Source organism: Pseudomonas sp. MYb193 (assembly GCF_002966775.1).
In the GTDB taxonomy this organism is placed as follows: Bacteria; Pseudomonadota; Gammaproteobacteria; order Pseudomonadales; family Pseudomonadaceae; genus Aquipseudomonas; species Aquipseudomonas paracarnis.
The window spans coordinates 1,536,769-1,553,655 of sequence record NZ_CP023269.1; the positions used below are offsets into that span (position 1 = coordinate 1,536,769).

16 protein-coding genes are annotated in these 16,887 nt (G+C 60.1%); 15 read left to right on the forward strand and 1 reads right to left on the reverse strand.

Going from position 1 to position 16,887, the window contains the following annotated elements:
• Positions 1-87: 87 nt before the first annotated feature.
• From CLM72_RS07150 to ispD, 7 genes are all read left to right on the forward strand, one after another.
• Positions 88-1,035 carry an acetyl-CoA carboxylase carboxyltransferase subunit alpha gene (locus CLM72_RS07150; RefSeq protein ID WP_003189182.1) on the forward strand — a complete coding sequence of 316 codons (948 nt, stop codon included), beginning with the start codon at positions 88-90 and terminating at the stop codon, positions 1,033-1,035.
• Positions 1,036-1,209: 174 nt separating this feature from the next.
• Positions 1,210-2,529 carry a tRNA lysidine(34) synthetase TilS gene (tilS, locus tag CLM72_RS07155; RefSeq protein WP_105226024.1) on the forward strand — a complete coding sequence of 440 codons (1,320 nt, stop codon included), beginning with the start codon at positions 1,210-1,212 and terminating at the stop codon, positions 2,527-2,529.
• A 273-nt stretch (positions 2,530-2,802) separates the two neighbouring features.
• The gene (locus CLM72_RS07160; RefSeq protein WP_034126838.1) at positions 2,803-4,434 is read left to right on the forward strand and encodes a CTP synthase; all 1,632 of its coding nucleotides are present in this window, start codon (positions 2,803-2,805) and stop codon (positions 4,432-4,434) included.
• 5 nt (positions 4,435-4,439) lie between these two features.
• Positions 4,440-5,285: a 3-deoxy-8-phosphooctulonate synthase gene (gene kdsA / locus CLM72_RS07165; RefSeq protein ID WP_105226025.1), complete on the forward strand. Its 846-nt coding sequence runs from the start codon at positions 4,440-4,442 to the stop codon at positions 5,283-5,285.
• Positions 5,286-5,442: 157 nt separating this feature from the next.
• On the forward strand, positions 5,443-6,732 hold the full coding sequence (eno, locus tag CLM72_RS07170; RefSeq protein ID WP_054897992.1) for a phosphopyruvate hydratase: 1,290 nt from the start codon (positions 5,443-5,445) through the stop codon (positions 6,730-6,732).
• A 171-nt stretch (positions 6,733-6,903) separates the two neighbouring features.
• Positions 6,904-7,182 carry a cell division protein FtsB gene (gene ftsB / locus CLM72_RS07175; RefSeq protein WP_105226026.1) on the forward strand — a complete coding sequence of 93 codons (279 nt, stop codon included), beginning with the start codon at positions 6,904-6,906 and terminating at the stop codon, positions 7,180-7,182.
• Positions 7,179-7,886, forward strand: coding sequence for a 2-C-methyl-D-erythritol 4-phosphate cytidylyltransferase (ispD, locus tag CLM72_RS07180; protein WP_105226027.1), 708 nt, complete (start codon positions 7,179-7,181; stop codon positions 7,884-7,886). The genes ftsB and ispD overlap by 4 nt, the downstream gene beginning before the upstream one ends.
• Before the next feature lie 659 nt (positions 7,887-8,545).
• Here ispD and CLM72_RS07190 read toward each other — a convergent pair.
• Entirely contained in the window at positions 8,546-9,442 is an 897-nt protein-coding gene (locus tag CLM72_RS07190; RefSeq protein WP_034126841.1) for a LysR substrate-binding domain-containing protein, read from the reverse strand.
• Between the two features lie 109 nt (positions 9,443-9,551).
• Here CLM72_RS07190 and CLM72_RS07195 point away from each other — a divergent pair, with 109 nt between their 5' ends.
• The 8 genes from CLM72_RS07195 (at position 9,552) to rpoS (ending at position 16,675) form a co-directional block, all read left to right on the forward strand.
• Positions 9,552-10,664: an S-(hydroxymethyl)glutathione dehydrogenase/class III alcohol dehydrogenase gene (locus CLM72_RS07195; RefSeq protein ID WP_003189203.1), complete on the forward strand. Its 1,113-nt coding sequence runs from the start codon at positions 9,552-9,554 to the stop codon at positions 10,662-10,664.
• Positions 10,665-10,672: 8 nt separating this feature from the next.
• Positions 10,673-11,518, forward strand: a complete 846-nt coding sequence (gene fghA, locus CLM72_RS07200) for an S-formylglutathione hydrolase (protein ID WP_105226029.1) — start codon at positions 10,673-10,675, stop codon at positions 11,516-11,518.
• Between the two features lie 54 nt (positions 11,519-11,572).
• Complete coding sequence (gene ispF / locus CLM72_RS07205) at positions 11,573-12,046, forward strand: 2-C-methyl-D-erythritol 2,4-cyclodiphosphate synthase (RefSeq protein ID WP_105226030.1); 474 nt, start codon at positions 11,573-11,575, stop codon at positions 12,044-12,046.
• Positions 12,043-13,101, forward strand: a complete 1,059-nt coding sequence (gene truD / locus CLM72_RS07210) for a tRNA pseudouridine(13) synthase TruD (protein ID WP_105226031.1) — start codon at positions 12,043-12,045, stop codon at positions 13,099-13,101. Before ispF ends, truD begins: the two co-directional genes overlap by 4 nt.
• Positions 13,089-13,838 carry a 5'/3'-nucleotidase SurE gene (surE, locus tag CLM72_RS07215; RefSeq protein ID WP_003189210.1) on the forward strand — a complete coding sequence of 250 codons (750 nt, stop codon included), beginning with the start codon at positions 13,089-13,091 and terminating at the stop codon, positions 13,836-13,838. The genes truD and surE overlap by 13 nt, the downstream gene beginning before the upstream one ends.
• Positions 13,839-13,879: 41 nt before the next feature.
• A complete protein-coding gene (locus tag CLM72_RS07220; protein WP_169850588.1) occupies positions 13,880-14,515 on the forward strand; it encodes a protein-L-isoaspartate(D-aspartate) O-methyltransferase in 636 nt (211 codons plus the stop codon).
• A 209-nt stretch (positions 14,516-14,724) separates the two neighbouring features.
• On the forward strand, positions 14,725-15,561 hold the full coding sequence (locus CLM72_RS07225; protein ID WP_032893170.1) for a peptidoglycan DD-metalloendopeptidase family protein: 837 nt from the start codon (positions 14,725-14,727) through the stop codon (positions 15,559-15,561).
• A gap of 106 nt (positions 15,562-15,667) precedes the next feature.
• The gene (rpoS, locus tag CLM72_RS07230; protein WP_034126846.1) at positions 15,668-16,675 is read left to right on the forward strand and encodes an RNA polymerase sigma factor RpoS; all 1,008 of its coding nucleotides are present in this window, start codon (positions 15,668-15,670) and stop codon (positions 16,673-16,675) included.
• Positions 16,676-16,887 lie beyond the last annotated feature (212 nt).

A 16,887-nucleotide genomic window follows, 5' to 3' on the forward strand; every position in this document is an offset into this window, starting at 1 on the left:
CTAAACGCGCCTCTCCCTTAAGGTAGGGCGCGAATAGACAACCGGCTGGCCAGGCACCCCTTGGCCGTCGACCCAAGACGGACGCTTATGAACCCGAATTTTCTTGATTTCGAACAGCCGATCGCTGACCTGCAAGCCAAGATCGAAGAGCTGCGCCTGGTCGGCAATGACAATTCGCTGAACATCGGTGATGAAATCGCTCGCCTGCAAGACAAGAGCAGCACGCTCACCGAAGACATCTTCGGCAAGCTGACCAGCTGGCAGATCGCGCGCCTGGCTCGCCACCCGCGCCGTCCCTACACCCTGGACTACATCGAACACATCTTCACCGAGTTCGACGAGTTGCACGGCGACCGTCACTTCTCGGACGACGCAGCCATCGTGGGCGGCATCGCTCGCCTGGACGACCAGCCGGTGATGGTGATCGGTCACCAGAAAGGCCGTGAAGTGCGCGAGAAAGTACGCCGCAACTTCGGTATGCCGCGCCCGGAAGGCTATCGCAAGGCGTGCCGCCTGATGGAAATGGCCGAGCGCTTCAAGATGCCGATCCTGACCTTCATCGACACGCCGGGTGCCTACCCGGGTATCGACGCCGAAGAGCGCAACCAGAGCGAAGCGATTGCCTGGAACCTGCGCGTCATGGCGCGCCTGAAAACCCCGATCATCGCCACTGTGATCGGTGAAGGTGGTTCCGGCGGTGCCCTGGCCATTGGTGTCTGCGACCAACTGAACATGTTGCAGTACTCGACCTACGCGGTGATCTCGCCGGAAGGTTGTGCCTCGATCCTGTGGAAAACCGCCGAAAAGGCGCCGGACGCTGCCGAAGCCATGGGCATTACCGCCGATCGCCTCAAAGGCCTGGGTATCGTGGACAAGGTCATCGCCGAGCCACTGGGCGGCGCTCACCGTGACCCGGCTGCCGCCGCTGCGACCATCCGTGCCGAGTTGGGGTCGCAACTGGCGATGCTCAAGAAGCTGGATAACGAAGCGCTGCTGGCTCGTCGTTATGAGCGCCTGATGAGCTACGGCCTCTAAGCCGACGCTGTACCCATTGCGGGAGCCGGCTTGTGTGGGAGCTGGCTTGCCGGCGATAGCATCACCTTGGTATCACTGATACCCCGAGGTGCCTGCATCGCAGGCAAGCCCGGCTCCCACATTTGCTTTGTGTATGCTGACGAACGTATTCAAGCTTTGCGGCGGTGACGTGTGATGAAACCAACCCTGCCGGCCACACTCCTGCACACCCTGGCCGACTGGCGCAACGCGCCGGCCTGGCATATCGCATTCTCCGGCGGTCTCGACTCCACCGTTCTGCTGCACCTCCTGGCCTCATTGGCCAAAATCGAAAATCTGCCTCCTGTCAGCGCCGTCCATGTCCACCATGGCCTGCAAGCTGCTGCCGATGCTTGGCCCTCTCATTGCCAATCGGTCTGCGACAGCCTGGGCGTACCTTTGCGCGTCATGCGCGTGCAGGTCAGTCAGGGTGCGAGCCTTGAACGTGCGGCCCGCGAGGCGCGCTACCAAGCGTTCATGCAGGTCCTAGGGGTGGGGGAGGTGCTTTTCACTGGCCAGCATCGCGACGATCAAGCCGAAACCCTGCTGTTTCGCCTGCTGCGTGGCGCCGGTGTACGAGGGCTGGCGGCTATGCCTGAGCATCGCCCCTTGGCGCAGGGGTACTTGGTGCGGCCCTTGCTGGCATTTTCCCGCAGCGACCTGGAAGCCTATGCCCATCAGCATCAGTTGCAGTGGATCGAAGACCCCTCCAACGTTGATCCACGGTTTTCCCGCAATTACCTGCGTCACCGCGTACTTCCCACGCTGACGGAACGCTGGCCCCAGGCGATCACCCACCTGGCTCGCACGGCTGAACACATGGCTGAGGCTCAAGGGCTGCTCGACGAATTGGCGATGATGGACCTGCAGCGCGCCGATCAGCCTTCTGCGTTCCCCTGGTTGCCTCTGCCGTCCCTGGCGCTTGAACCATTGCGCGAGCTATCCGATGCCCGCCAGCGTAACGCCCTGCGGCATTGGCTCACGCCACTGACCCGTTTACCCGACAGCGACCACTGGGCCGGTTGGTATGCCCTGCGCGATGCCAAGAGCGACGCTCAGCCTCTGTGGCGCCTGGCCGACGGCCAAATGCAGCGTAGCGGTGAACGCATCTGGTGGTTGCCCTCAACATGGTCGGAGTTTTCCGACGCATCGGTGAGCTGGCCCGATCCGCAAGATCCACTAAAGTTAACGGGCAATGGTCAACTGAGGTTTATCGGCAAGGCCCCCGAAGGCCCGTTGGAGGTGCGTTATCGCCAGGGTGGCGAAATCATCGACGTAGCAGGCCGAGGCCGGCGGGATCTCAAGCGTCTGCTGAATGAAAGCGGCATGCCGGGCTTCGCCCGTGGCAGATTGCCGCTGGTTTATCGGGGCGAGCAATTGCTGGCTGTGCCAAGCGTTGCGGGGGCATGGTCCAGGTCGGTGGGTGAGGTGCAATTGGATTGGTTGCCACAGACCTGCGATCAAGGTTTGAGCTGATAGCGCCTTTCCGGTAGACTACGCTCCCTTCTTGATACAACTTCTGTGGATTCGCCTGAATCGCAGTCGTTGCCGATTACCAAGCAGTCTTTGCTGGGCGATTCCAAAAAATGTGTAGCGATCAACGTACCGGTGCTTCATTGCTGGTCTGTCACAACGCGGCGGTTTTTTTGAAAGGTGCACTGTGATTAATGCAGGTGATCGGGGGCTTCGGCCTTCCTTCGCTTTCCCCGGCGGCTCGGACCGCTTTAACGCAGACTTCTAGGGTTTTTCATGACGCGCTACATATTCGTCACGGGCGGTGTTGTTTCTTCATTGGGGAAAGGCATTGCCTCCGCTTCATTGGCGGCCATCCTGGAGGCGCGGGGACTTAAGGTCACCATGCTCAAGCTGGACCCGTACATCAACGTTGACCCGGGCACCATGAGCCCGTTCCAGCACGGTGAAGTGTTCGTCACCCACGACGGCGCCGAGACCGACCTGGACCTGGGCCATTACGAGCGGTTCATCCGCACGACCATGACCCAGAACAACAACTTCACCACCGGCCGTGTCTACGAGCACGTGCTGCGCAAAGAGCGCCGTGGTGACTACCTGGGTGCAACCATCCAGGTGATCCCGCACATCACCGACGAAATCAAGCGCCGCATCATCAAGGGTGCAGGCGATGCCGACGTGGCGATGGTCGAGATCGGTGGCACCGTGGGTGACATCGAGTCCCAACCGTTCCTCGAAGCCATCCGCCAGTTGCGTTTCGAAGTCGGCGCCAAGCGCGCGATGCTGATGCACCTGACACTGGTGCCGTACATCGCCACTGCCGGCGAAACCAAAACCAAGCCTACCCAGCATTCGGTCAAGGAACTGCGTTCCATCGGCCTGCAACCGGATGTGCTGGTATGCCGCTCCGATCACCCGATCGACATTTCCTCGCGCCGCAAGATCGCGCAGTTCACCAACGTTGAAGAACGTGCGGTGATTGCCCTGGAAGACGCCGACACCATCTACAAGATCCCGGGCATCCTGCATTCCCAGGGGCTGGATGATTTTGTGGTCGAGCGTTTCGGCCTGCAGTGCGGCGGCGCCGACCTGTCCGAGTGGGAAGCGGTTGTCGACGCCAAGCTCAACCCTGAGCATGAAGTCACCATCGCCATGGTCGGCAAGTACATGGAACTGCTGGACGCGTACAAGTCGCTGATCGAAGCGATGAGCCACGCCGGTATCAGCAACCGTACCAAGGTCAACCTGCGCTACATCGACTCCGAAGACATCGAGAACCAAGGCACCGCGCTGCTCGAAGGTGTTGACGCTATCCTCGTTCCCGGCGGTTTCGGCCTGCGTGGCGTGGAAGGCAAGATCACTGCCGTGCAGTACGCTCGTGAAAACAAGGTGCCGTACCTGGGTATCTGCCTGGGCATGCAAGTGGCTGTTATCGAGTTCGCCCGTAACGTGCTGGGCTGGAAAGACGCCAACTCCACCGAGTTCGATCACACCAGCGGCCATCCGGTCGTGGGCCTGATCACCGAGTGGGAAGACGCCACCGGCGCCGTTGAAACCCGTACCGAAACTTCCGACCTGGGCGGCACCATGCGCCTGGGTGCACAGGATTGCCTGCTGGAAGCCGGCTCGCTGGTACACGACTGCTACGGCAAGGACGTGATCGTCGAGCGTCACCGCCACCGTTACGAAGTGAACAACAACCTGCTGCCGCAGATCAAAGAAGCTGGCCTGAAAATCTCCGGCCGCTCCGGTGATGGCAAGCTGGTTGAAGTGGTCGAGGCACCGGATCATCCATGGTTCGTGGCTTGCCAGTTCCACCCGGAGTTCACCTCGACACCGCGTGACGGTCACCCGTTGTTCAGTGGTTTCGTCAAAGCAGCACTGACGCAACATCAGAAGAAGGCGTAAACCTGATGGCCCAGAAGATCATTCGCGTAGGCGACATCGAGATTGCCAACGACAAGCCCATGGTGCTGTTCGGCGGCATGAACGTGCTGGAAAGCCGCGACATGGCGATGCAGGTGTGTGAAGAGTACGTGCGGGTCACCCAGAAGCTGGGTATTCCTTACGTCTTCAAGGCCAGCTTCGACAAGGCCAACCGTTCGTCCGTGACCTCCTATCGCGGCCCGGGCCTTGAAGAAGGCATGCGGATCTTCCAGGACATCAAGCAAGCCTTCGGCGTGCCGATCATCACCGACGTCCACGAGCCTGAGCAGGCTGCCGTGGTCGCCGAGGTGTGCGACATCATCCAGTTGCCGGCCTTCCTGTCGCGCCAGACCGACCTCGTGGTCGCCATGGCCAAGACCGGCGCGGTGATCAACATCAAGAAAGCCCAATTCCTCGCCCCTCAGGAGATGAAACACATCCTGAGCAAATGCGTGGAAGCGGGTAACGACCAGTTGATCCTTTGCGAGCGGGGTTCGAGCTTCGGCTATAACAACCTCGTGGTGGACATGCTCGGTTTCGGCATCATGAAACAGTTCGAATACCCAGTGTTCTTCGACGTGACCCACGCGCTGCAAATGCCCGGTGGTCGCTCGGACTCCGCTGGCGGGCGACGTGCCCAGGTGGCGGATCTGGCCAAGGCGGGCATGAGCCAGTCCCTGGCGGGCCTGTTCCTTGAAGCTCACCCGGACCCGGACAACGCCAAATGTGATGGCCCATGCGCCCTGCGCCTGGACAAGCTGGAGCCATTCCTGGCCCAACTCAAGCAGTTGGACGAGCTGGTCAAGAGTTTTCCGACGGTAGAGACCGCGTAACTGGTATTTCTCCGGTAGAATTTCCCACGCTTTACGCTCAGGCCCCCGGGCCTGAGCCTTGTCGTCTGCAAGCCTGCCCCGTTGTTCCACCCTTGCGGTCGGTCAAAAGATTTCCTTCAGCTGCGTCGTTTTCGTCAACTTTGGAGTGTTTACAACAATGGCAAAAATCGTCGACATCAAAGGTCGTGAAGTTCTCGACTCCCGTGGCAACCCCACCGTCGAAGCCGACGTGCTTCTCGATAACGGCATCATCGGCAGCGCCTGCGCGCCGTCCGGTGCCTCCACCGGTTCGCGCGAAGCGCTGGAACTGCGTGATGGCGACAAGAGCCGTTACCTGGGCAAGGGTGTACTCAAGGCTGTAGCCAACATCAACGGTCCGATTCGTGACCTGTTGCTGGGCAAGGACCCGCTGGACCAGAAAGCTCTGGACCACGCGATGATCAAGCTCGACGGCACTGAAAACAAAGGCAGCCTCGGCGCCAACGCCATCCTCGCGGTATCCCTGGCCGCCGCCAAGGCAGCAGCCCAGGACCAGGACCTGCCGTTGTACGCACACATTGCCAACCTGAATGGCACTCCGGGCGTCTACTCGATGCCGGTGCCGATGATGAACATCATCAACGGTGGCGAGCACGCGGATAACAACGTCGACATCCAGGAATTCATGGTGCAGCCAGTGGGCGCCAAGTCCTTCTCCGAAGGCCTGCGCATGGGCACCGAGATTTTCCATCACCTCAAGGCTGTACTGAAGGCTCGTGGCTTGAGCACTGCCGTGGGTGACGAAGGTGGTTTCGCGCCGAACCTGGCCTCCAACGAAGATGCACTGAAAGTCATCTCCGAAGCTGTGGCCAACGCTGGCTACACGCTGGGCACCGACGTGACCCTGGCCCTGGACTGCGCCGCCAGCGAATTCTATGAAGACGGCAAGTACAACCTGTCCGGCGAAGGCCAGGTGTTCGACTCCGAAGGCTTCGCTGAATACCTCAAAGGCTTGACCCAGCGCTACCCGATCATCTCGATCGAAGACGGCCTGGACGAGTCCGACTGGGATGGCTGGAAAATCCTCACCGACAAGATCGGCGAAAAAATCCAGCTGGTGGGCGACGACCTGTTTGTGACCAACACCAAGATCCTGAAAGAAGGCATCGACAAGAAGATCGCCAACTCGATCCTGATCAAGTTCAACCAGATCGGCACCCTGACCGAAACCCTGGAAGCCATCCAGATGGCCAAGGCCGCGGGCTACACCGCCGTGATCTCCCATCGCTCCGGCGAAACCGAAGATTCCACCATTGCCGACCTGGCCGTGGGGACTTCGGCGGGCCAGATCAAGACCGGTTCCCTGTGCCGTTCCGATCGCGTCTCCAAGTACAACCAATTGCTGCGCATCGAAGAGCAATTGGCAGGTAAGGCCAAGTACAACGGTCGCGGCGAGTTTCGCGGCTAAGCAGTAAATGGTAAAAAGTCGGCGGATTGCGTCGGAAATCTCACGGAAATGTGAATTTCGGCGCTAATCTGCTGACTGACAAGCGCAAGCCTGGGTTTTCCAGGCTTTGTGCTATCAGTTGCTGCAAAAGGTTTGCATGACTGTCTTTATTCAATGGATACCCGGATTTCGATGCGCAGTCCCAATTGGTTGTTCCTCGTCTTGCTCTTGTTGCTGGCTGGCCTGCAGTACCGCCTATGGGTCGGTAATGGCAGCTTTGCGCAGGTGGAAGAGTTGACCCAGCAAATTGCCGACCAGCGTGCCGAAAACGAACGCCTGCTGGAGCGCAACCGTGTCCTCTACGCTGAAGTGCTTGAGCTGAAAAAAGGCACGGAGACCGTTGAAGAGCGGGCTCGTCATGAGTTGGGCATGGTCAAGGAGGGCGAGACCCTCTACCAGTTGGCCCAATGAGCCACGATTTACCGGCCTTCTGGGCCGTGATTCCTGCCGCGGGCGTCGGTGCCCGTATGGCTGCGGACCGTCCCAAGCAGTACCTGCAATTGGGCGGGCGCACTATTCTCGAACACAGCCTCGGCTGTTTTCTCGACCATCCATGCCTCAAGGGCCTGGTGGTCAGTCTTGCAATTGACGATCCTTATTGGCCCACCTTGGCATGCGCCAATGACCCGCGTATCCAGCGTGCCGACGGGGGCTCGGAACGTTCCGGCTCGGTACTCAATGCGCTGCTGCAACTCAACGCCCTGGGCGCAAGTGATGACGACTGGGTGTTGGTGCATGACGCTGCGCGGCCTAACCTGAGCCGTGATGACCTCGACAAGTTGTTGGCGGAACTGGCTGACGATCCGGTAGGCGGCCTGCTGGCGGTACCGGCACGCGACACCCTCAAGCGTGTCGACAAGCATGGCCGTGTGGTGGACACCATTGATCGCCGCCTGATCTGGCAGGCTTACACGCCGCAGATGTTCCGCCTGGGCGCCTTGCACCGCGCCTTGGCCGACAGCCTGGTGGCCGATGCGGTGATCACCGATGAAGCGTCGGCCATGGAATGGTCCGGGCAGGCACCGCGCCTGATCGAAGGCCGTTCGGACAATATCAAGGTGACTCGGCCGGAAGACTTGGAGTGGTTGAAATTGCGCTGGGTTAACCGGCGGTAACCTGTCAGACCGGGTCTGCTTCATCGCAGCATAGGTATCTATACAACTTTGTAGGCTGTAGCAGCCGACGGTAACCACGATGCGAAGCGAGACGCTCTTGATCTTGATCTGCTTTTGATCTTAGGCGCCCCGTTAAACCACGCTGGCCGGAATTCGACAGGGATTTGGGGGGTAAACCGGCAGGGATGCCGGTTTAGCCGCCCCGCGCCATGGATGGCGCGTGGCGGCGACCCCCCAAATCACTGGCGGATTACGGGCACACCGAGCCTAAGCGAGGTGCCGAGTGGTGGGGCAAGAGCGTTTTGCTTACTTTGCCGCTTTTGCAAAGTGAGCCGCCGTCAGGGCGGAACCCTAAGTGGCCGTTACCGCAGGAATGGATATGTACACGGTCCGACTGTGTTGACTGTCAAGCCGTCTTCGCAGGCAAGCCAGCTCCCACAGTTGGATCGCGGTGCGTCAGTTAGATCAGCGTCGGCTGCCAGGCCGTCGCGGGAGCAAGCTCCCTCGCCACAGGTTTAGCGTCGTACCGAAGTTGTGTAGATACCTATGTTCATCGCAGGCAAGCCAGCTCCCACATTTGATCGCTGCCACATCAAACAACACGTCCAACTGTGGGAGCCGGGCTTGCCCGCGATGAGGCCGGTGCAGACCACCTCAATTCAATGCTTGTACTCCGGCCTCTGCGCCAACCCCACCTTCAAGAAATCCACCAGCTTCCTCACCTTCGGCGACAAATGCCGCTGCTGCGGATACAGCGCCCACACGGCGGTATTCGGCGGTTGATGAGCCTGCAGCAGCGACACCAACGCCCCGCTGTGCAGATGCTCCAGCACGTAGTAATCCGGCAACTGGCACAAGCCCATGCCTTGCAGCGCCGCATCCAGCACCGCTTGCCCACTGTTGCAGCGCCAATTGCCTTGCACACGCTGGGAAAATTCCCGCCCATCCTGGGCCATTTGCCAGATATCCGAGCTGCCAATCAGGCAGTTATGCCGGCTCAACTCCGACAAGCTGTGTGGCCGACCGTACCGTTCGAGGTAGGAGGGGGAGGCGCACAGGTACATGCGCCGAGGCGCCAGGCGGCTGGCGACCATGCGCGAGTCCTGCAGGCGTCCCAGGCGGATGGCCAGGTCGAGGCCTTCATGGACCAGGTCCAGCGAGCGGTTGGTCAACTCGATGTCCACGCGCAGTTGCGGATAGTGCGCCATGAACCGCGTCACCAGCGGCACGATAAAACGTTCGCCATAGGCCACGGCGCAGGTCATGCGCAACATGCCCTTGGGTTCGCTGGTCAGGTCGCCCACCGCCCGCAACGCTTCCTCGCGACCGTCCTGCAGGCGCTGGCAGTGCTGCAGGAAGGTCTGGCCGGCTTCGGTCAAGGTCACCTTGCGCGTACTGCGGTACAGCAGCCGGGTTTGCAGGCGTTCTTCCAGGCGTGCCACTTGCCGGCTGACGTGGGAGGACGATACCCCCAACCGTTCGGCCGCCGCCGTGAACTGGCTGCATTCGGCCACCGCGACAAACTCGTCAATGCCTTCCCAGCGGTTCTCCAGCATGCTAATTGTCCCTGTACGGCAATAATGTTTTGCTTTGGTTCGGATTATTCATCAATGGGCGATGTTTTACACTCACTGCCTCAGTTTTTAACCCGATGGAGAAACCCGGATGATCAAGTCCCGTGCCGCCGTAGCCTTCGAAGCCAAAAAGCCCCTTGAGATTGTTGAAGTGGATGTCGCCATGCCCAAGGCTGGCGAGGTGCTGCTGCGGGTGGTCGCGTCCGGCGTGTGCCACACCGACGCCTACACCTTGTCGGGCGCCGACCCGGAAGGCATCTTCCCGTCGATCCTCGGCCATGAAGGCGGCGCAGTGGTGGAAGCCATTGGCGAGGGCGTGACTTCGGTGGCTGTGGGCGATCACGTGATCCCGCTGTACACACCGGAATGCGGCAAGTGCAAGTTCTGCCTGAGTGGCAAGACCAACCTGTGCCAGGCCATTCGCGCCACGCAGGGCAAGGGCTTGATGCCGGATGGCACCACGCGTTTCTCCTACAAGGGCCAGCCGATCTTCCACTACATGGGCACCTCGACGTTCTCCGAGTACACCGTGCTGCCGGAAATCTCTGTGGCCAAGATTCCTAAAGAAGCGCCGTTGGAAAAAGTTTGCCTGCTCGGTTGCGGTGTCACCACCGGCATCGGTGCGGTGATCAACACCGCCAAGGTCAAGCCGGGCGACACCGTGGCCGTCTTCGGCCTGGGCGGTATTGGCCTGTCGGCGATTATCGGTGCGGTCAAAGCCAAGGCCGGGCGTATCATCGCCATCGATATCAACCCGGCCAAGTTCGAAATCGCCAAGCAACTGGGCGCTACCGATTGCATCAACCCGAAGGACTACGACCGCCCGATCCAGGACGTGATTGTCGACCTGACTGACGGCGGCGTGGACTTTTCCTTCGAGTGCATCGGCAACGTACAACTGATGCGTGCGGCCCTTGAGTGCTGCCACAAAGGCTGGGGCGAATCGGTGATCATCGGTGTGGCCGGTGCTGGCCAGGAAATTGCCACTCGCCCATTCCAACTGGTCACCGGGCGCGTCTGGCGTGGGTCGGCGTTTGGTGGTGTGCGCGGTCGTACCGAATTGCCAAGCTACGTGGAAATGGCCCAGACCGGTGAAATCCCGCTGGATACCTTCATCACCCACACCATGGGTCTGGAAGATATCAACAAAGCGTTTGACCTGATGCATGAAGGCAAGAGCATTCGTACCGTCATTCACTTCTGAGGTCGGCCATGAGTCTGGAAAACCTGTCATGCCAGAAGAGCTTCGGCGGCTGGCATAAACGCTACAAGCATCATTCGGATGTGCTCGGTTGCGACATGACCTTCGCGGTCTATCTGCCGCCGCAAGCAGAGCAGGGCGGTAAATTACCGGTGCTGTATTGGCTGTCCGGTCTGACCTGCACCGATGAGAACTTCATGCAGAAAGCCGGCGCCCAGCGCATGGCCGCCGAACTGGGCTTGATTATCGTCGCGCCGGACACCAGCCCCCGTGGCCCCGGTGTGCCGGATGATCCGGACAACGCCTGGGATTTTGGCCTCGGCGCCGGTTTCTACCTCAATGCCACCCAGGAACCCTGGGCCAAGCACTATCGGATGCATGACTACGTGGTGCACGAATTGCCGGCACTGGTGGAGGCGCATTTCCCTGCGTCGGATAAACGCGGCATCAGCGGCCACTCCATGGGCGGTCACGGTGCGCTGGTCTGCGCGCTGCGCAACCCAGGACGTTACCTGTCGGTGTCGGCGTTTTCGCCGATCAACAACCCGATGGACTGCCCATGGGGTCAGAAAGCCTTTTCCCGTTATTTGGGTGAAGAGCGCTCTAAGTGGCGTGAATGGGATGCCTGCGTGCTGATCAGCGAAGCCTCGGAAAAGCTGCCGCTGTTGGTGGACCAGGGCGATCGCGACGATTTTCTCGCCGTTCAGCTAAAGCCCGAAGCCCTGCTGCAGGCGGCCAAGGCAGCCAACCATCCGCTGGAACTGCGCCTGCAGCCTGGCTACGACCACAGCTACTTTTTCATCGCCAGCTTCATCGAAGACCATTTGCGCCATCATGGGCGTGCTTTGCTCGGTTAATCTGAGGCAAAAGTAGGTAGAATCACGCCCTGAATTAAATCGGGGCGTTTTTTTATGCGTATTGGCCACGGCTACGATGTGCACCGTTTCGCTGAAGGCGATTTCATCACCCTAGGCGGCGTGCGCATTGCACACCACCATGGGTTGCTGGCTCATTCCGACGGCGACGTGGTCCTGCACGCCTTGAGCGATGCCTTGCTCGGCGCGGCTGCATTAGGCGATATCGGCAAGCATTTTCCGGACACCGATCCCACCTTCAAGGGCGCGGACAGCCGTGTGTTGCTGCGCCATGTGGTCGGCCTGATCCATGCCAAGGGCTGGAAGGTCGGCAACGTCGATAACACCATCGTCGCCCAGGCGCCGAAAATGGCCCCCCATATTGAAGCGATGCGCACAGCGATCGCCGAAGACCTGCAAATTGAATTGGATCAAGTCAACGTGAAAGCCACCACCACCGAAAAGCTCGGGTTTACCGGTCGTGAAGAGGGCATTGCGGTGCACTCAGTCGCCTTGTTGCTGCGCGCATGAACGACCTGCAACTGCTTGGCCCGCGGGCCTATGGCGAGGCCCTGGGCAGCGCGGTACTGAAGGCCACGGCCGAAGACTTCCAGGTTGATGAGGTGCTGGACATCCCGCTGACCGGCGATGGCGAGCACCTGTGGCTGTGGGTGGAAAAGCGCGGCTTGAACACTGAGGAAGCCGCACGGCGTATCGCCAAGGCTGCTGGGGTGCCATTGCGCACCGTCAGCTATGCCGGGCTCAAGGATCGTCAGGCCCTGACCCGCCAGTGGTTCAGCGTGCAATTGCCCGGCAAGGCCGACCCGGACATGAGCGGCGCGGAAAACGACACCCTCAAGATCCTTAAAACCGCCCGTCACAAGCGCAAGTTGCAGCGTGGGGCCCATTCGGCCAATGGTTTCACCTTGCGCCTGACCCAACTGGCCGGCGACATCGCTGCCATCGACGCACGTCTGCAGTTGATTGCCCGGCACGGCATCCCCAATTATTTCGGCACCCAGCGGTTTGGCCACAACGGCGGCAATGTGGTGGATGCTCGCGAGTGGGCTGCCCGCAAGGCCCTGCCCGAGCAGCGCAACGTGCGCTCGCGCTTGCTGTCCACGGCTCGCAGTTACCTGTTCAACCAAGTGTTGGCGGCTCGCGTCGCCGACGGTTCATGGCAGCGTGCCCAAGTTGGCGATCTGCTGGCGTTTACCGACAGTCGCAGTTTTTTTCCGGCCGGGGAAGCTGAATGCAGTGACCCGCGCCTGGCGATCCTGGACCTGCATCCCACCGGCCCGCAGTGGGGCGAAGGCGACTCGCCGGCGAAAGGTCTTACGTACGAGCTGGAACAATCTGTCGCCGCTGGCGAAGCAGACCTACGTGATTGGTTGGTGAAGGCGGGAATGAGCCAGGAACGTCGCATTCTGCGACTGCCCATTGGCGGGTTGACGTGGCATTATCCCGGGCCTGACATTCTGCAATTGGAATTCGTCCTGCCGGCCGGATGCTTCGCCACTGTCTTGGTGCGCGAGCTTGTTGATCTGGTGCCGGTGGGGCAGACGGACAGCCCATGCGTATTCTGATATCAAACGATGACGGTGCCACCGCACCCGGTCTTGCCGCGCTTCATGCTGCGCTGCAGGATTACGCCGAGTGCGTGGTGGTTGCCCCCGACCAGGACAAGAGCGGCGCCAGCAGTTCGCTGACGCTCGACCGTCCGCTGCATCCGCGGGTCCTGGCCAATGGCTTTATCAGCGTTAACGGCACCCCCACCGACTGCGTGCACCTGGCGATCAACAGTCTGCTGGAGCACCAGCCGGACCTGGTGGTCTCGGGGATCAACCTGGGCGCCAACCTGGGCGATGACGTGCTGTATTCCGGCACCGTGGCGGCGGCCCTTGAAGGGCGCTTCCTGGGCCGCACCGGCTTTGCCTTTTCCTTTGCTTCGCGGCAACTGGATAACCTGGCGACGGCGGCCTACTACGCGCGCAAGTTGGTGGAGGCCCATGCTTCCCTGGACCTGCCGCCGCGTACGGTGCTCAACGTCAATATCCCCAACTTGCCCCTCGACCATATTCGCGGTATCCAACTCACGCGCCTGGGCCATCGCGCCCGTGCGGCGGCGCCCTTGAAGGTGGTCGACCCTCGCGGCAAGGAAGGGTATTGGATCGCCGCCGCCGGCGACGCCGAAGATGGCGGCGAAGGCACGGACTTTCATGCGGTGATGCAAGGCTATGTCTCCGTTACTCCTCTGCTGTTTGATCGCACCTTCAGTGATGCCTTCAGTGGCCTTGATGGCTGGCTGGAGGGACTGCGTTGATGGCTCGTGAACAAGACGATCTGTTGCGCCGTGGCATCGGGATGACCTCCCAGCGCACCCGGGAGCGGTTGATCCAGCGTCTGTATGAAGAAGGCTTGTCCAACGCGCAGGTGCTGGAAGTGATCCGGCGCACGCCGCGGCACCTGTTTGTCGATGAGGCGCTGGCGCATCGCGCCTATGAAGACACAGCGTTGCCCATCGGCCACAACCAGACCATCTCTCAGCCCTATATGGTTGCGCGTATGAGCGAGCTATTGCTGGCGGCGGGGCCGTTGGACAAGGTGCTGGAGATTGGTACCGGCTCCGGCTACCAGACGGCCGTGCTGTCGCAACTGGTAGAGCGGGTGTTTTCGGTCGAACGCATCAAGGTGCTACAGGACCGGGCCAAAGAGCGTCTGGTGGAGCTGAACCTGCGCAACGTGGTATTCCGCTGGGGCGATGGTTGGGAGGGCTGGCCGGCGCTGGCGCCCTACAACGGTATCATCGTCACCGCAGTGGCCACCGATGTGCCGCAAGCCTTGCTGGATCAATTGGCGCCTGGCGGGCGGCTGGTCATCCCGGTGGGCTCCGGTGAAGTGCAACAGTTGATGCTTATTATCCGTGAGGACGAAGGTTTTTCCCGGCATGTACTCGGTGCCGTGCGGTTCGTACCCTTGCTCAACGGCCCGCTGGCCTGATCATTTATTCGCGGGCAGTGAATTCTGTAAGCGCGGATGTGTCTTACGGCGGGGCCCATTGAATCAACATGCCTGGCAGCCACGATTAAACATGATGAATTTTTCCTTTCAGTCAGGTGCCAGTAAAAAGCCAATGCCCAGTTATACTTGCGTCATATTTCAAGCCTGATACAGGCGTTAACGTTCAGCCACCACAAAGGGAGCGGCGGGTGAGTCTCACAGGTCCTGCGCAGCGAATGAGTAAAACAAGCTTTCAGCGACTGGTGCTTGGCCTTGTCTTGAGTTCCTTATTGGCAGCCTGCTCGAGCACGCCATCCGGCGGTGCGCGGGTCGTTGACCGTACCAACGCAACCCCCCAGAGACCTACGGTCACCACCGGCCAATACGTGGTGCGCAAAGGCGACACACTGTTCTCGATTGCCTTCCGTTATGGCTGGGACTACAAGGCGCTGGCCGCCCGTAACAACATTCCTGTGCCGTATACGATCCATCCCGGTCAGACCATTCGTTTCGATGGTCGCTCAGGTTCTGCCCCTACGGCAGTTGTGACAAAGTCGGGATCTTCGCCATCGTCGTCGAGCAAGACCACCATCATTACCCGGCCTGCAGGCAGCGCCGCCCCTACGGTTGCGAGCAAGCCGGCACCCGCGCCGTTGCCACCTGCCGGGCCTGCGCCGACTGGATGGGGATGGCCTTCAAACGGCGTGTTGATTGGAAAATTCTCTTCAAACGGTAGTTTGAATAAAGGCATTGATATCGCCGGGGATTTGGGACAGCCTGTTTTAGCTGCGTCTGATGGGACAGTGGTGTACGCCGGGAGTGGTTTGCGGGGCTACGGCGAGCTGGTCATCATCAAACACAGCGATACCTACGTCAGTGCCTACGGTCATAACCGCAGGTTGTTGGTTCGGGAGGGGCAGCAGGTCAAGGTCGGACAGACGATTGCCGAAATGGGGTCAACGGGCACAGACCGGGTGAAACTGCACTTTGAGATTCGCCGCCAAGGGAAGCCTGTAGATCCGCTGCAATTCCTGCCCCGTCGTTGATGTGTTGCACAGCCTGTTCCCTCACGTAGAAGGAACAGGCTCCAGCGTTGCCAAGGATAGAGGCGTCGCTTGAGCTTGAGGTCGAACTCACCAAAGGACTATAACAATGGCTCTCAGTAAAGAAGTGCCGGAGTTTGACATCGACGATGAGGTTCTCCTTATGGAGACCGGCATCGATTTGGAAACGATGTCAGATAATGAAGGGGTATCACCACCTTCAGTTCGCACCAAATCCAAAAATGCTGCCGCGTTGAAGCAGCACAAGTACGTTGACTACACGCGGGCGCTCGATGCGACCCAGCTGTACCTCAATGAAATCGGCTTTTCCCCTCTGTTGACCCCCGAAGAAGAAGTCCATTTTGCGCGTCTGTCGCAGAAGGGCGATCCGGCTGGGCGTAAGCGCATGATTGAAAGCAACCTGCGCCTGGTGGTGAAGATCGCCCGACGCTACGTCAACCGTGGGCTTTCCCTGTTGGACCTGATCGAGGAGGGCAACCTGGGCTTGATCCGGGCTGTGGAGAAGTTCGACCCTGAGCGGGGCTTCCGTTTCTCCACCTATGCCACCTGGTGGATTCGCCAGACCATCGAACGGGCGATCATGAATCAGACCCGCACGATCCGGTTGCCGATCCATGTGGTCAAGGAGCTCAACGTCTACCTGCGGGCGGCGCGTGAGCTGACGCAAAAACTCGATCATGAACCTTCGCCTGAAGAGATCGCCAACCTCCTGGAAAAACCGGTAGGGGAGGTCAAGCGCATGCTGGGCCTTAACGAGCGTGTCTCTTCGGTCGATGTCTCGCTGGGGCCGGATTCGGATAAGACCCTGCTAGACACCCTGACCGATGATCGTCCGACAGACCCTTGCGAGCTGCTGCAAGACGATGATCTTTCCCAAAGTATTGACCAGTGGCTGTCAGAGCTCACGGACAAGCAGCGTGAAGTGGTGATTCGCCGCTTCGGCCTGCGCGGCCATGAGAGCAGCACCCTGGAGGATGTAGGCCTGGAGATTGGCCTGACCCGTGAGCGGGTGCGGCAGATCCAGGTGGAGGGCCTCAAGCGCTTGCGCGAGATCCTGGAGAAGAATGGCTTGTCGAGTGAGTCGTTGTTCCAATAAACGACACAAGACAAAAATGTGGGAGCCGGCTTTTGTGGGAGCTGGCTTGCCTGCGATAGCATCAACTCGGTATAGCTAGTGCACCGAGTCGATAGCATCGCAGGCAAGCCAGCTCCCACATACAGCTGCGCTCCCACATTTTTGTCCGTCATTACATCGGTGTAGCGCACCAAAATCCAGGCATAAAAAAACCCCGCTTTTAAGGGCGGGGT